The sequence below is a fragment of the Myxococcus sp. CA039A genome, from assembly GCF_013336645.1.
GTDB classification, from domain to species: domain Bacteria; phylum Myxococcota; class Myxococcia; order Myxococcales; family Myxococcaceae; genus Myxococcus; species Myxococcus llanfairpwllgwyngyllgogerychwyrndrobwllllantysiliogogogochensis.
Window position 1 is genome coordinate 14,226 of record NZ_JABUMQ010000054.1, and the last position, 15,235, is coordinate 29,460.

Annotated in this window: 12 protein-coding genes and 1 tRNA gene; 6 read left to right on the forward strand and 7 right to left on the reverse strand. The window is 68.6% G+C overall.

The window, feature by feature from the left end; all coding sequences use genetic code 11:
- Positions 1–49 precede the first annotated feature (49 nt).
- The 3 genes from asd to HR086_RS11780 all read right to left on the reverse strand — a co-directional run bounded on the left by asd (position 50) and on the right by HR086_RS11780 (position 2,818).
- Positions 50–1,138: an aspartate-semialdehyde dehydrogenase gene (asd, locus tag HR086_RS11770; protein WP_174465650.1), complete on the reverse strand. Its 1,089-nt coding sequence runs from the start codon at positions 1,136–1,138 to the stop codon at positions 50–52.
- A 72-nt stretch (positions 1,139–1,210) separates the two neighbouring features.
- Positions 1,211–1,561, reverse strand: a complete 351-nt coding sequence (locus tag HR086_RS11775) for a rhodanese-like domain-containing protein (RefSeq protein WP_141642670.1) — start codon at positions 1,559–1,561, stop codon at positions 1,211–1,213.
- Between the two features lie 105 nt (positions 1,562–1,666).
- Positions 1,667–2,818, reverse strand: a complete 1,152-nt coding sequence (locus HR086_RS11780) for an acyl-CoA dehydrogenase family protein (RefSeq protein WP_174465651.1) — start codon at positions 2,816–2,818, stop codon at positions 1,667–1,669.
- 148 nt (positions 2,819–2,966) lie between these two features.
- On the opposite strand from HR086_RS11780, the gene HR086_RS11785 reads away from it, so the two are divergent.
- Positions 2,967–3,038, forward strand: a tRNA-Cys gene (locus HR086_RS11785).
- A 124-nt stretch (positions 3,039–3,162) separates the two neighbouring features.
- Here HR086_RS11785 and HR086_RS11790 read toward each other — a convergent pair.
- A complete protein-coding gene (locus HR086_RS11790) occupies positions 3,163–4,845 on the reverse strand; it encodes a nitrous oxide reductase family maturation protein NosD (protein WP_254626290.1) in 1,683 nt (560 codons plus the stop codon).
- Between the two features lie 120 nt (positions 4,846–4,965).
- Here HR086_RS11790 and HR086_RS11795 point away from each other — a divergent pair, with 120 nt between their 5' ends.
- The 3 genes from HR086_RS11795 to HR086_RS11805 all read left to right on the forward strand — a co-directional run bounded on the left by HR086_RS11795 (position 4,966) and on the right by HR086_RS11805 (position 9,136).
- Positions 4,966–6,765 (forward strand): SpoIID/LytB domain-containing protein, encoded by a 1,800-nt coding sequence (locus HR086_RS11795; protein WP_373564287.1) that lies wholly within the window; start codon positions 4,966–4,968, stop codon positions 6,763–6,765.
- A 120-nt stretch (positions 6,766–6,885) separates the two neighbouring features.
- Complete coding sequence (locus tag HR086_RS11800) at positions 6,886–8,130, forward strand: energy transducer TonB (protein ID WP_141642674.1); 1,245 nt, start codon at positions 6,886–6,888, stop codon at positions 8,128–8,130.
- A gap of 70 nt (positions 8,131–8,200) precedes the next feature.
- Positions 8,201–9,136, forward strand: a complete 936-nt coding sequence (locus HR086_RS11805) for a cation diffusion facilitator family transporter (RefSeq protein WP_141642675.1) — start codon at positions 8,201–8,203, stop codon at positions 9,134–9,136.
- 156 nt (positions 9,137–9,292) lie between these two features.
- Here the strand turns inward: HR086_RS11805 and gcvP are convergent, their stop codons facing one another.
- From gcvP to gcvT, 3 genes are all read right to left on the reverse strand, one after another.
- Positions 9,293–12,199 (reverse strand): aminomethyl-transferring glycine dehydrogenase, encoded by a 2,907-nt coding sequence (gene gcvP / locus HR086_RS11810; protein WP_141642681.1) that lies wholly within the window; start codon positions 12,197–12,199, stop codon positions 9,293–9,295.
- An 87-nt stretch (positions 12,200–12,286) separates the two neighbouring features.
- On the reverse strand, positions 12,287–12,679 hold the full coding sequence (gcvH, locus tag HR086_RS11815; protein WP_174465653.1) for a glycine cleavage system protein GcvH: 393 nt from the start codon (positions 12,677–12,679) through the stop codon (positions 12,287–12,289).
- A gap of 30 nt (positions 12,680–12,709) precedes the next feature.
- Positions 12,710–13,792, reverse strand: coding sequence for a glycine cleavage system aminomethyltransferase GcvT (gene gcvT / locus HR086_RS11820; protein ID WP_141642677.1), 1,083 nt, complete (start codon positions 13,790–13,792; stop codon positions 12,710–12,712).
- A gap of 98 nt (positions 13,793–13,890) precedes the next feature.
- Here gcvT and metF point away from each other — a divergent pair, with 98 nt between their 5' ends.
- A complete protein-coding gene (gene metF, locus HR086_RS11825) occupies positions 13,891–14,763 on the forward strand; it encodes a methylenetetrahydrofolate reductase [NAD(P)H] (RefSeq protein WP_174465654.1) in 873 nt (290 codons plus the stop codon).
- On the forward strand, positions 14,760–15,176 hold the full coding sequence (locus tag HR086_RS11830) for a hypothetical protein (protein ID WP_141642679.1): 417 nt from the start codon (positions 14,760–14,762) through the stop codon (positions 15,174–15,176). Before metF ends, HR086_RS11830 begins: the two co-directional genes overlap by 4 nt.
- Positions 15,177–15,235: the final 59 nt, after the last annotated feature.

A 15,235-nucleotide genomic window follows, 5' to 3' on the forward strand; every position in this document is an offset into this window, starting at 1 on the left:
CCAGGGATGGCACCCTGAATTTGTGACACCTGTCCGACGCGTGTCGCTGTCAGCCGAGCAACCCCTGGGCCCGCAGCTGTTCGGCCACGAGGATGGACCCGCGCGCGGCCCCCATCTTGGTGTTGTGGGAGACGAGCACGTACTTGAAGCCGTTCTCCAGCACACCATCCTCGCGCACGCGGCCCACCGTGGTGGCCATGCCGCCATGCGTCTCCCGGTCCAGCCTCGGCTGAGGACGGAAGGGGTCGTCCATCACCTCAATCCAGCGAACAGGCGAGGAAGGCAGGTCCCGGGCCACCTCGGCGCCACGCCACTCGCGCATCGCCTGGGTGACCTCCGCCACCGTGGCCTTGGTGCCGAGCGAGACGAAGACGGACTCGGTATGCCCCTCCATCACCGCCACGCGGGTGCAGGTGCAGGACACCCGAATGTCGTGGGGAGTGAGGGCCGCGCCCCCCGCGTTCAGGGCACCGAGGATCTTCTTCGTCTCCACCTCGACCTTGTGCTCCTCCTTCGGGATGTAGGGGATGACGTTGTCGATGATGTCCATGCCGATGACGCCCGGAGAACGTCCAGCGCCGGACATGGCCTGCAGGCTGGTCATCAGCACGGCCTTCACCCCGAAGCGCTCGACGAGCGGGGCCAGCGTGACGGCGAGGCCCGTCGTCGTGCAGTTGGGGCTGGGGACGATGAAGCCCTTCCAGCCCCTCGTGCGCTGCTGCTCGCGCACGAGCGGCGCGTGCGCGGCGTTGACGGGAGGGATGAGCAGCGGGACGTCGTCGTCGTAGCGGAAGGCGCTGGCGGCGGAGAAGACGGGGATGTCCCTGGCCAGCCGCGGCTCCAGCTCACGCGCCACGTCCGCCTCCACGGCGGAGAAGACGAGGTCGTAGTCCCTGGCCTGGAGCGCATCGCCGCTGATGACCTGCATGCGGGCCGTCTCGGGCGACAGCGGCTCCGAGACGAACCACGCCGTCATGCCGTTGGCCGTGCGCAGGGCGTCCCCGTAGGATTTACCCGCCGAGCGAGGCGACGCGGCCAGGCCGGTCAGCTCGATGAACGGGTGATTCCTGAGGGCAGCGATGAACTGCTGCCCCGCGAGTCCGGTGGCGCCAACGAGGGCGGCACGAAGCTTGGCCATGGGGACGGGTCTCCAAAGGAGGAAGTCCGCCGCTCCATACACCCTTTGACGACGCACCGCATCCACCGAACCTCAGCGGGGCAGCGCCACCTGGGCACGGACATGGCGCTCGGTGGGGTAGCCCCCCCGAATCCAGCCCGAGAGGCCTCCGTCGAGACACACCGCCTCACGCCCATGCATGCGCAGCAGGCGGCAGACCCGGCGCACCTCGGACCCGTCGTGCGTGCCACCGCACAGGACGATGAGCTCGTCGTCGGGAAGCATGCGGTGGTCCCGGGCCACCTCCATGGGGGTCATCCTCAAGGCGCCGGGGATGTGCAGATCATGATGCTCCCATTCGGACGAAGCGCGACAGTCGATGACGAGGACCTCGTCATCTCCCAGGCGCAGATACAGCTCGGTACACAGGATGCTGGGCTCCACGAGGACCTCCGCGGGGGGCTCTCGGGGCTCAACCCGGGACCCCGCGGACCTCTTCCATCCCGCCTGGTCGCCTGCCCCTCCCCGGTCGCACCGGGGCCGGCGGGCCTACAGGCCGAGCTGCTTGGCGATGATCTCGTTCATCACCTCGCTGGCCCCGCCACCGATGGGACCCAGGCGGGCATCCCGCCAATGACGCTGGATGTCGTACTCCATCATGTAGCCCGCGCCCCCGTGGAGCTGGAGGCACTCGTCGGCGACGCGGCACGCGGTCTCCGTGGCGACCTTCTTCGCCATGGAGGTCTGCGCCACGGCCCACTCCCCCGCCGCGTGAAGGCGCAGGGCGTGGTAGGTCAGCTGACGGGCGCACTCGCGGGCGGTGAACAGGTCCGCGAGCTTGTGGCGCACCACCTGGAGCTGACTGAGCGACTGGCCAAAGGCGCGGCGCGACTTCACGTGCTCGACGACGCGCTCCAGCATGTCCTCCATGGCGCCCACGGCCCCCAGCGCGAGCGACAGGCGCTCCCACTGGAAGTTGCCCATGATCTGCGAGAAGCCCTGGTTCTCCACCCCCAGCAGGTTCTCCACGGGGATGCGGCAGTCCTCCAGGAACAGCTCGGCGGTGTCCGAGGCCCGCCACCCCAGCTTCTTCAGCTTGCGGCTCACCGTGAAGCCGGGCGTGTCCCTCTCCACCACCAGCATGGACAGCCCCTTGTGCCCCGCGGAGGTGTCCGTCTTCACCGCCATGACGACGAAGTCCGCGCGCACGCCGTTGGTGATGTACGTCTTGGAGCCGTTGACGACGTAGTGGGCGCCATCGCGCCGCGCCGTGGTGCGCAGGCCCGCCACGTCCGAGCCGGCATCCGGCTCGGTGATTCCCAGCGCGCCAATCTTCTCGCCCCGAATCGCCGGGGCCAGCCAGCGGCGCTTCTGCTCGTCCGTGCCGAACAGGTGGAGGGGGCCGGTGGCGATGGTGAACTGCGCCCCCAGGCCCGCGGACACTCCTCCCGAGCCACACCGCCCCAGTTCCTCCAGCAGCACCGCCTCGTAGAGGGGGCCGGCGTCCGTGCCGCCGTACTCGACGGGGTACTTCAGCCCCAGGAAGCCCAGCTCACCGAAACGCGCGAAGAGCTCCCGGGGGAACTCCTCCGCCTCCTCCCAACCCGCGACGTGGGGGAGGATCTCCTTCTCCACCACCGCCCTCACCGTGCGGCGAAAGGCGTCGTGCTCTTCCTCGTACACCCCATGACCATGCAGCATCTGGAAACCCCTCGGCCCATTCGAGCGCGCGAAGCCCAGCGACGGGCACCGCTTCTGACGCGAATCGTACCGGCCGGAGCCGCCCACGGCTTCCGTTGAATCTTGACCGGGCGGCGGAGGGCTGCGTATAAACCCGGCCCCAGCCGTTGGCGCCATAGCCAAGTGGTAAGGCAAAGGTCTGCAAAACCTTCATTCCCCGGTTCGAATCCGGGTGGCGCCTCAATGAAAAAAGGCCCGATGCGGAAGTCACTCCGCATCGGGCCTTTTCATTTTCCGCGGGCCCAGTGGCAGGCCGGTCGCACGGAGGCCCGGCACTCCCCCTGGAGACGGTTCGGTTCAGCGGATCAGCAGCCCAGTTCGACGGCGCCGATGTCGGGGGCACCGCCGCAGAAAGGCAGCCCCACGTCGGTGCCCTTGTCCACGGCCAGGGCGCCCGGGCCAAAGCCCTCGCCCAGGTCCGCGGAGCCGCTGGCGGACGACGCGTCACCCGTCGTGGACTTGAACTGGTCCACGCTCACCACCGCGCCGTTGCTCTTGAACTGACCGCTGGCGGCGAAGAGGTTGTTGCCCAGCTTCATGCCCGGCGCCTGTCCGCCCATGTCCACGGAGATGGCACCGTCCAGGATGTTGTTGCGCACCACCGGAGACTGGGTGGGGCCGCCCGTGCCGTGGCCGATGACGAGGCCGGTGGACACGTTGGTGACGGTGTTGTTCACCACCACGGTGCCCTTGGAGTTCTCCAGGCGGATGCCCGTGCCCTCCCCGCCGCCCGCCGCGGTGATGTCGTGCACGCGGTTGCGGCGCACGACGATGCCGGAGGGCACGGGTCCCTCGTGATTCCCACCCACGGAGATGCCCTTGGCGCCGTCGTAGATTTCATTGTCCTCCACCATCACGTTGTTGGCGGAGTAGTGCACCACCACCACGTCGCCCTTGGCGGTGCTCGACGGGCGGAACTGGTGCATGCGGTTGTTGCGGATGACCACGCCGTAGCAGGTCTTGATGTCCACCGCGTTCTCACGGTTGTTGTAGAAGTGGTTGTTCTCCACCAGCACCCCGTCCGCGGGCGGCAACGAGCTGAAGCCCTCGGGCCCCAGGCACTGCACGGAGTCACCCGAGTTGTCGTGGATGTCGTTGTTGCGGACGGTGATGTCCTTGGACGTGGGCTGCACGACGATGCCGTGCGAGTCCTGGTTGCCCGTCGTCTTCAGGAAGTCGTGGATGTGGTTGTTCTCGATGATGGCGCCAGTGGCCTTGTTGTAGGTCGTCACGCCCGCGCCACCACCACCGTGGTGCAGCTCCGAGTTCACCAGCGTGGAGCCGGCGACGTTGCCCTCGAAGGTGACGCCGAAGATGGGCTGACGCTGCACGTCCAGTTCGAAGCCGTCGATGACCCAGTGCGGCTGACGCACCTGCACCATCGCGCCACTGCCAGCACCGGGGATGATGCGCGGGCTGCCCTCGCCCTGGAGGGTGATCTTCCCGCCCTCGGTGCCCGGCTTCGCGTTGGCGCCGATGATGACGCGCTCGGCGTACGTCCCGGCCTGCACGCGGATGACCTCGCCAGGGCCCGCCTGGCTGATGGCCTTGTTGATGGTGCGCAAGGGCTGCGCGGCGCTGCCGTCACCGGCGTCATTTCCAGAGGGGCTCACCACCCACTCGCGGGTAAAGGACTTGGCTGACGCGGGCGACAGCGCATTCGCCTGGATGCCCGGCTGGGGCGAAGGCGTGGCGATGTTGGAGTGGTCCGGATGCGACGGCAGCGCGGCCACGGGCGTGTTGGGGACGGCCTGGACACCGATGGGAGGCAGGCTGCCGGTCGCCGTCGGGGCGCCGGGCGTCGACGGATTGGCGGGCGTCGAAGGATTGGAGGGCGTCCGAGTCACCGGAGCACCGGGGATGTTCGGAGTGGGAAGGAAGGCACCCAGGCCCGCTGCGTGAGCGGTCGAACCGAGCATGAGCAGGCTGGCGGCCAGGGTGGCCACGGGAGTCTTCAGCTTCAGGTAGTTGCCTTTGAAAATTCGCATGAGCAGGACCAACGCGAGACGCGCCGCGTTCTATTCGCCACGTGCCAAGCCCACCCGAACGAGCCTACGGGCGTCCGGTCCGTGACAGGCCCCGCCCCGGCGGGTACGGTGTCGCCCCCCGTGCGCACCGCCGTCCTGCTCCTGCTCTCCGTCGTGCTGTTCGCCTCCTGCGCGAGCCCCAAGCCACCACCGAACCTGGCCGGCGCCTCGATGGACAGCCCGGTCAGCGAGCGCCAGGACGCCGGGACGGATGGGGGCTCCGTGGAGCCGCTACCCGTCGAGGACGCCGGGACGACCGACGCGGGCGTGGAGCCCTCCACGGCCGTGAGCACGCCCGGAGAAGACCCGCTGGCCCAGGGCATTCCGGGGCCCGGCGAGCTCAAGCGCCTGGACTTCCGGGGCGGAGAGCCCCGGCTCCCCATCAAGCTCATGGAAGGACGGCGCGAGGCGACGTTCTCCCCCCGAGGCCGGATGCGGATGCGTTTCGGCGGGGCGGTGGACAAGGTGCTGGACGCCGCGGCGGGAACGCGGTGGACGGTGCGCGTGACACAGGGCGAGCCGGCGGTGCTCGCAGCGCGCGTGCAGTTGGGCGAGCACCGGTTCGCGGACCGGGAGGGACTCGCCGCCGCGCAGGAAGAGTGGAAGGCGCGGGGCCTCGCGGTGCGCGCGCAGGTGCTGGGCGCGGTGTACGGCATCGCCGGCAAGGTCATCGACAACCGGCGCTCGCTGCTCCTCGTCGATGAAGTGCTCACCCCCGAGGACGCGGCGACACGACAGGCGGAGCTGCTGCACCAGTTCGGCGCCAGGACGACGCTCTTCGAGGAGGTCCGCACCCCGGCGCGCGCCATCCTCGAGGTGCGCGACGAGTCCGGCGCGGTGGTGGGCCTGGCGCAGGACCGACTGGACGCGGACTCACCGGACGGCGCGGGCTTCGACGTGCGTCAGGTGGAGTTCGGCGTCGGCTACGACTTCCACGGCTTCGAGGACCGGACCTTCCGAGGCGCGCTCCAGTTCTCCGTGGACCGCGCGGGCCTGCTGGCCGTGGTGAACGTGGTGCCGCTCGAGGACCTGCTCAAGGGCCTGGTGCCGGCGGAGATCTTCGCGCGGGCCCACTCGGAGGCGCTCAAGGCCCAGGCCGTCACCGCGCGCGGCGAGGTGCTCGCGAAGGTGGGCATCAAGCACCTGGCGGACCCGTATCTGCTGTGCTCGGAGCAGCACTGCGCGGTGTACCGCGGCCGCACGGGCGAGGCGGCCAGCACCTCCGCGGCGGTGGAGGCGACCCGGGGCGAGGCGCTGTTCAGCGCGGACGGTCGGCTGGTGGACTCCGTCTACAGCGCGGTGTGCGGCGGCCACACCGAGGACAACGACATCGTCTGGGGCGGCCCACCGGACCCGAGCTTGCGCGGACGCCCGGACATCCTGGAGCCCTCGGAGGCCTGCCCTTCCCCCTCGCGGCTGGAGGCCTGGCTGGCCACGCCCGACGTGGGGGCCGCCTGCCGGCTGTCCAGCTTCGCCCAGCCCAGCAAGTTCCGCTGGGAGAAGCGCTTCACGGCGGCGCAGGTGGACGCGCTCGTCGCCCGGCTGGGCGTGGGCCGAGTCCAGGCCATGAGCTTCCAGGAGCGGGGCGTGTCCGGGCGGGCCCGGGTGCTCGCGTTATCCGGGGACCTGGGGGCCACCCAGGTGCGTGGCGAACTGAACATCCGGAGGCTCTTTGGGATGTTGAACAGCAGCATGGCGGTGGTGGAAGCCGAGCGGAACGCCGAGGGCCGGCCCACCCACTGGCTTTTCCGTGGCGGAGGCTGGGGCCACGGAGTAGGGATGTGTCAGACGGGCGCCATCGGCCGAGCGGAGGCCGGGCAGCGCTACCAGGATATCCTCCGTCACTACTTCAATGGTGCTGAAGTCGCCCCCATTTACTGACGTGAAGAGGGGGCGCGCCTGCGGAACAGTGCACGTCTCGTGAATGTCCTCCCCTGCCCACCTGTTCTGCCGCGAACGGGACGGGACTAGGCAGCGGGCCCGGAGGTTTATCATCGCGCCGTGAGCACGGGTTCCTCTCCGAAGACAGACTGGCGCCGCAAGAGGCGGCGGCAATCCCCGTGGCGAGTGGTCGCCGCGGTGCTGCTTGCCCTGGCGGTCCATGTCGCCTACCTGTCGGTCGTGCTCTTCACGGGAACGCTTCCCCCCACGGGGCGTGAGCGCAAGCCCGTCACGCGTCCTCCCACGTCCGTGGCCGTGCGGCCCCTGACGGAGGACCAGTGGTCCCGGAATCGGGGCAAGACGGACTCGAAGACGCAGACGACCCAGAAGCCCCGCGTCCAGGACAAGAAGCCCGAAGAGAAGAAGCCGGAGACCCGCCCCAATGGGCAGGTGGTGGACCTGGCGCCGGGCAACGAGCAGGAAGCCCCCGACGCGAAGTACCTCGCGGAGCACAACAACCGCGTGGACAAGGAGACGCGAGCCCGGGAGCAGACGCCCTTCTATCGGAACGCCATGCCGCAGCGCACCGCGCCCCAGGAGCAGAAGGGCGCGGACGTGGAGCCGCAGGCGCCGCGCATCGCCGGCAACAACGGCATGGGCAACGATGACCGGCCGCTCGCCGAGGGTGGCCAGAAGTTCGCCTTCGAGATCCCCGACATCCACCGCAAGAACGAAGTGAAGGTGAAGACGGACCCGAACACGCCCGGGGGCGTGGCGGTGAACAACCAGAACGAGAGCGACGAGCTGTCGGGCAACGCGAAGCGGCTCCGAATCCAGCCGGGCGACACCGGAGGCGAGGAAGAAGGCTCCGCCGGACGCGTGGGCTCGCCGGGCATCGCCGCGTTGATGCCGTCGCGCGCGGTGATGGACAAGGTGGTGGGCGCGGCGCCCAATGACCACCTGCGCGACGTGGACGAAGGCGACGGCACGCTGCTCAACTCTCGCGAGTGGAAGTACGCCAGCTTCTTCAACCGCGTGAAGCAGAGCGTGGGCATGCACTGGAAGCCCAACGAGACGCTGCGCCGCAGAGACCCCACCGGCAACATGTTCACCGGGAAGGACCGGCACACGATGCTGGAGATCACGCTGGACGAGAAGGGCCGCGTGACGAACATCGAGGTGGAGAAGAGCAGCGGCCTGGACTTCCTGGACATGGAGGCCGTGTCCTCGTTCCAGCGCGCGCAGCCCTTCCCCAACCCACCGCCAGGGTTGTTGAACGACGACTCGAAGGTGCGCTTCTCGTTCGGCTTCTTCCTGGAGATGGGTGGCGGCCCGCGCATGCGGCTGTTCCGTCAGCCCAACTGACGTTCGCTTCACCACGCGTGGCGTGCGAGGTCCTCGCGGCCGGACGCGGTTCCCACTACGGTGCCGCGCCGTGGACACCTCCCCCGCCGAGAGAAGCGTCGCGCTCCAGCAGCGCAGCAAACGCATCCGCTTCGTGTTGCTCGCCATCCTCCTGGCCAACTGGGTGGTGGCCGGCGCGAAGCTCATCTTCGGACTCATCAGCCAGTCCGCCGCCGTGACGGCGGATGGACTCCACTCGTTCATCGACGGTGGCTCCAACGTGCTGGGCCTGGTGGCCATGGGCGTGGCCTCGCGGCCCGCGGACGAGGACCACCCCTACGGGCACGGCAAGTTCGAGGCGCTCGCGTCGCTGGGCATCGGCGCGATGATTGGCATCGGCATGTTGGAGCTGGGGCGCATGGCGCTCGACTCGCTGATGCATGACCGTCACGCGCAGGTGACGCCGGCCATGGCGGTGGTGATGGTGCTCACCCTCTGCGTCAACTTGGTGGTGACGCGCGTGGAGGGGCACTACGGGCGCAAGTACAAGAGCAGCCTGCTGCTGGCGGACGCGAGCCACACGATGTCGGACGTCTTCGTCACGCTGGCGGTGCTCGCGTCGTTGGGCCTGGTGGCGATGGGCTACCCCAAGGCGGACGGCATCATCGCGCTGGGCGTCATGGTCTTCGTGGCCTGGGTGGCCTACGGCATCGTCCGGCAGGCGGTGGGCATCCTCTCCGACACGGCGAGGTTGGACCCCGCGCAGGTGGCGCAGCACACCGTGGGCGTGGCCGGCGTGCGCAGCTGCCGCGACGTGCGCAGCCGGGGCATGGAGGAGAGCGTCTACGTGGACCTGAAAATAGAGGTGGACCCGAACCTCACCACCGCGCAGGCCCACGAGGTGGCGGACCGGGTGGAGCGCACACTCCACGCCGCCTATCCGCAGGTGGTGGACGTCGTCGTCCACGTGGAGCCGGAGCACGACGGCGCGGACCGCGCGCAAGGTGCCACGCCGCACGTGAGCTGAGTCGGCGTCCCTCATGACGCGCGGGAGCGCGAAGGCCCCGCGAGAGACAAGAGCCGCATGCTCTCGTGGGCCGAGGCAAAGGCCCCGCGAAACGACAAGGGCCGCCTCCCTACGTACGGGAGACGGCCCCAGGAAGTACCCGGCCTATATGGCCCGTCAGGCGACGGCGGGCTTCGGCTCCGGCGTCATGTAGTCCTCGATGGGCGGGCACGAGCACACGAGCTTGCGGTCCCCGAGCACGTTGTTCAGGCGGCCCACGGACGGCCAGAACTTGTTGTCGCGCACCCACGGCGCCGGGAACACCGCCAGCTCTCGCGAGTACGGACGGTTCCACTCCGGATTCGTAATCGTGCGGACCGTGTGGGGCGCGTTCTTCAGGACGTTGTTGTCCTTCGGCATGCGGCCCTCCTCGACCTCACGAATCTCCTGACGAATGGCGATCATCGCGTCGCAGAAACGGTCCAGCTCCGCGCGGGACTCGCTCTCCGTCGGCTCGATCATCAGCGTGCCCGCGACGGGGAACGACACCGTCGGCGCATGGAACCCGTAGTCCATCAGCCGCTTGGCCACGTCCTCGACCTCGACACCCGACGTCTTCTTCAGCGGGCGCAGGTCGACGATGCACTCGTGCGCCACCCTGCCCCGCTTGCCCCGGTACAACACCGGGTAGTGGGGCTGGAGCCGCTCGGCGATGTAGTTCGCGTTGAGGATGGCCAGCTTCGTCGCCTTCGTCAGGCCCTCCCCGCCCATCATCGCGATGTACATCCAGGAGATGAGCAGGATGCTCGCGCTGCCCCACGGGGCCGCGGAGATGGCGCCGATGGCGTCCGCCCCGCCCGTCTGGATGACCGGGTGTCCCGGCAGGTACTTCACCAGGTGGCTCGCCACGCAGATGGGACCCATGCCCGGGCCACCACCGCCGTGCGGGATGCAGAACGTCTTGTGCAGGTTGATGTGGCAGACATCCGCGCCGACCAGCCCGGGCGCCGTGAGGCCCACCTGCGCGTTCAGGTTCGCGCCATCCATGTACACCTGCCCACCGCGCTCGTGGATGATGGAGCAGATCTCCTTGATCTCCTCCTCGAACACGCCGTGCGTGGACGGGTACGTCACCATCAGCGCGGCGAGCTTGTCCTTGTGCTCCTCCGCGCGGGCGCGCAAGTCGGTCAGGTCGATGTTGCCGTTCTCATCGCACTTGGTGACGACGACCTTGTAGCCCGCCATGACGGCGGAGGCCGGGTTGGTGCCGTGCGCGGAGGACGGGATGAGGCACACGTCGCGGTGCCCCTGCCCTCGCCCCTGGTGGTACGCGCGGATGACGAGCAGGCCCGCGTACTCGCCCTGGCTGCCCGCGTTCGGCTGCAGCGAGCAGCCCGCGAAGCCCGTGATTTGCGAGAGCATCTGCTCGAGCTGCTCGAAGATGACCTTGTAGCCGGCCGCCTGCGAGGTGGGCGCGAAGGGATGCAGCCGGCCGAACTGCGGCCACGTCACCGGAATCATCTCCGCGGTGGCGTTGAGCTTCATCGTGCAGCTGCCCAGCGGAATCATCGAGTGCGTCAAGGACAGGTCCTTCGCCTCGAGCCGCCGGATGTACCGCAGCATCTCCGTCTCGGAGTGGTAGCTGTTGAAGACGGCGTGCGTGAGGAACGCGCTCGTGCGGCGCAGCTCCGGCACCACCGGCGTCTCCACGTTGGCGCCCACGTCCTCCAGCGACGGCGCCGCCGCCTTGCCCGCGCCCGTGGCGAACGCGGTGAGGATGGCCTCCACGTCGGACACGCGGGACGTCTCGTCCAGCGACACACCCAGCGTCTTCTCGTCGATGCGGCGGAAGTTCATCCGCGCCGACTCCGCCGCCCCGAGCACCGCGCGCACCTGCGGCGTCGTCAGCTCCACGCGCAGCGTGTCGAAGTACTGCTCGTGCCGGACCTTCAGGCCCAGCTTCGCCAGCCCCCGCGCCAGCAACACGGTGAGCCCGTGCACGCGCTCGGCGATGGCCTTCAGGCCCTGGGGCCCATGGTAGACGGCGTACATGCTGGCGATGACGGCCAGCAGCACCTGCGCGGTGCAGATGTTGCTCGTCGCCTTCTCGCGGCGGATGTGCTGCTCGCGCGTCTGCAGCGCCATGCGCAGCGCGCGCCGGCCCTGCGCGTCCTCGGAGACGCCGATGAGGCGGCCCGGCATCACGCGCGTGTACGCGTTCTTCGTCGCGAAGTAGCCCGCGTGCGGACCGCCGTACCCCATGGGCACGCCGAAGCGCTGCGCGCTGCCCACCGCCACGTCCGCGCCGAACTCGCCCGGAGGCGTCAGCAGCGTAAGGCTCAAGAGGTCCGCGGCGACGATGAACAGGCCCCCCGCCGCATGAACCTTCTCGCCGAACGCGCGGTAGTCCAGCACCGCCCCATCCGTGGCCGGGTACTGCACCAGCGCGCCCACGTACTTCTTCGCGCCCAGGTCCACCGTGCGGTGGTCACCCACGACGACCTCCACGCCCAGCGGCTCGGCGCGCGTGCGCACCACATCCACCGTCTGCGGGTGGCAGCCCTCGGAGACGAAGAAGGCGGCATTGGCGTCGTCGCCCTTCACGTGCAGCGCCAGCGCCATCGCCTCGGCGGCGGCCGTGCCCTCGTCGAGCAGGGACGCGTTGGCGACCTCCAGGCCCGTCAGGTCCATCACCAGCGTCTGGAAGTTGAGCAGCGCCTCCAGCCGGCCCTGGGCAATCTCCGCCTGATAGGGCGTGTACTGCGTGTACCAGCCCGGGTTCTGGAAGATGTTGCGGAGGATGACGTTGGGCGTGTGCGTGTCGTGGTAGCCCATGCCGATGAAGGACCGGAACACCTGGTTCTTCGCGGCGATGGCCTCCAGCTGAGCGAGCAGGTCATGCTCCCCGCGCGCCGGCCCCAGCCGCAGCGGCTCCTTGGAGCGGATGGCCGGAGGCACGGTCTGGTCGATGAAAGCATCGAGCGAGTCCACGCCCAGCGCGGACAACATCTGCTTCAGCTCCTGCTCATCCGGACCGATGTGCCGGCCGGCGAACGACTCCTGGTACTTCCAGTTCAGGGACATGGCGGTGGTGGCTCGCGTGCGACTCACGACGGCGGAGTCGGAAAATTCGAGGACCGTCACTAACAACGGCCCTGCGGCGCTTCACTCTCAGGCTTCTTTGAGCAGCTTGGCGTAGGCGGCGGCGTCCAGGAGCTCGCTCAGCTGGCTGGTGTCCGAGAGCTCGATTTCGACAATCCACCCGTCGCCGTAGGGGTCGGTGTTCAGCGTCTCGGGGGCGTCGGAGAGTGCAGCGTTCACCTTCGTGATCTTCCCGGAAACGGGCGAGAAGAGCTCGGAGACGGCCTTCACGGACTCGACGGTGCCGAACGGCTCGTCCTTTTCGATCGTCGTGCCCACCTTGGGCAGCTCCACATAGACGACGTCGCCGAGCGTGGACTGGGCATGGAAGGTGATTCCCACCGTCACCTTGTTGCCCTCGACGCGGGCCCACTCGTGCTCGTTGGTGTACTTGAGGTTTTCGGGGATGTTCGGATCGGACATGGGGTGCTCCTCGACAGGGCTAGAAGGAACTCAGGGCTTCTTGTGGAACGGCGTCTTCACCACCACGGCGGGAACGGCGCGACCGCGAATCTCGACGTCGAACGTGGAGCCCTCCGCGGCCAGCTCCGCGGGCACGTAGCCGATGCCGATGGGCTTCTTCACCGTCGGGCCCATGGTGCCGCTCGTCACCTCGCCCACCGGCTTGCCGTCCTTGTGGATGGGATAGCCGTGACGAGGGATGCCCGCGCCGGTCAGCTCGAAGCCCACCAGCTTGCGCTTCACGCCCGCGGCCTTCTGCGCCACCAGCGCGTCCTTGCCGATGAAGCCCGCCTTGTCCAGCTTGACGATCCACCCCAGCCCCGCCTCCAGCGCGGTGTGCGAGTCGTCGATGTCATTGCCGTAGAGCGCGTACTTCATCTCCGTGCGCAGGCTGTCGCGCGACGCCAGGCCGCACGGCTTCACGCCGTCCTGCTGGCCCTCGGTGAGCAGTGCGTTCCAGAGCGCCACCGCGTCTCCCGGGGCGCAGTACAGCTCGAAGCCATCCTCACCCGTGTAGCCGGTGCGCGAGATGATGGCGCGCACGCCCGCCACCTCGCCCTCCGCGAAGCGGTAGGTGCCCACCTTGGACGTGTCCGTCTTCGTCAGCCGCTGCACCAGGCCGGCGGCCTTGGGGCCCTGCACGGCGATCTGCGCGTAGTCCTCACCCCGGTCCACGGGCGTGACACCGCGCGCATGCTCCTTCATCCACGCGAAGTCCTTGTCGCGGTTGCTCGCGTTGACGCAGATGAGGATGCGCTCGGGGCTGAAGCGGTAGGCGACGACGTCGTCGACGAAGCCTCCCTGCTCGTTGAGCAAGCCCGCATAGACGGCCTGCCCGTCCGCGATGCGAGCGAGGTCATTGGAGATGAGGGCGTTGACGGTCTCCAGCGCGCCGGGCCCCGCGAACTCCACCTCACCCATGTGCGACACGTCGAAGAGTCCAACGTGGTTGCGCACCGCCTCGTGCTCGGCGATGACGGAGGTGTACTGAACGGGCATGTCCCAACCCGCGAAGTCGACCATCCGAGCGCCCAGCGCGCGGTGGGCGTCGTTGAGCGGCGTACGCCGGGCCATCGGCTTCTCCTGATGAAGGGGGAGTGAAAACGGCGCGGACTATAGCCGCGCACCTTCGCCGATCAAGGCCGACGGGGACCGTCTACACTGGGACCAACATGAAGATTCGTAATCGATTGAATCCGTCCAACCCCTGCTTCTCCTTCGAGTTCTTCCCCCCGAAGACCGACGAAGGGGTGGCCAACCTGCTCAAGACGCTGGAGGACCTGGCGCCGCTGGAGCCCGGGTTCGTCTCCGTGACATACGGGGCCGGCGGCAGCACGCGGGACAGGACGCTGGAGCTCGTCACGCGCATCAAGGCGGAGACGGGAATCGAGGCCATGGCCCACCTGACGTGTGTGGGCCACACGCGAGAGGAGCTGCGGGAGCTGCTCCAGCGGCTGGCGGACGCGAAGATGGACAACGTCCTCATCCTCCGTGGAGATCCGCCGCAGGGACAAAAGTCCTTCGTCACCGCCGAGGGTGGCTTCACCTACGCCACGGAGCTGGTGCGATTCATCCGAGAAGAGGATTTCAACTTCTGCCTGGGAGGCGCGTGCTATCCGGAGGGCCACGTGGAGACGGCCTCCCGTGACGACGACCTGCGTCATCTCAAGGCCAAGGTCGATGCGGGGCTGGACTTCGTGGTGACGCAGCTCTTCTTCGACAACGCGTTCTACTTCGACTTCGTGGAGCGGGCCCGTCGCGCGGGCATCAACGTCCCCATCGTCCCCGGCATCATGCCCATCACCAACTTCGAGCAGGTGCAGCGCTTCACGCGGATGTGCGGAGCGACGGTGCCCATGCGGCTGGGCCTGCAGTTGGAGCGGGTGAAGGACCAGCCGGACGCGGTGGTGCAACTGGGCGTGGCGCACGCCACGGTGCAGTGCATGGAGCTGCTGTCACGCGGCGTGCCCGGCATCCACTTCTACACGCTCAACAAGTCCCCGGCGACGCGGATGATCGTGAGCGCACTGAGAGCCCGTACATGAGCGGTCCTGGTATCCAACTTCCTCCGGAGGACCCGCGCGCGAAGGTCATCGAGATCGTCCGCGCCCCGGCCTTCTTCCTGCTGTGCACGGGCGTGCTGAACGTCATCTTCAACATCCTGGGCTTCGTGCTCGCCGCGTTGAATGTGACGTCGCCGTTCGCGGGCCCGGGCGGGGCTCCGCTGGAGCTGTCGGGCTCGCTGGCGCTGATGCTGCTGGTGGGCATCCTCTGCGGCGTGCTGTCCGCGTGGGGCGCGCTGAGCGCGCTCAACCTCAAGGGCTACGGCCTGGCCACGGTCGGCGGCATCACCGCGCTGTACATCCTGTCCCCCGGCTGCGTCGTGGGAGTGCCGGTGGCCGTCTGGATGCTCTTCACCTTGCGCCGCGACGGCGTGCGCGAGGCCTTCCGAAGCTGACGGGCCCGCGGTCGGAGGCGATGTTTCAGACAGACGTGTTGGACGAGAAGCCAACGGGT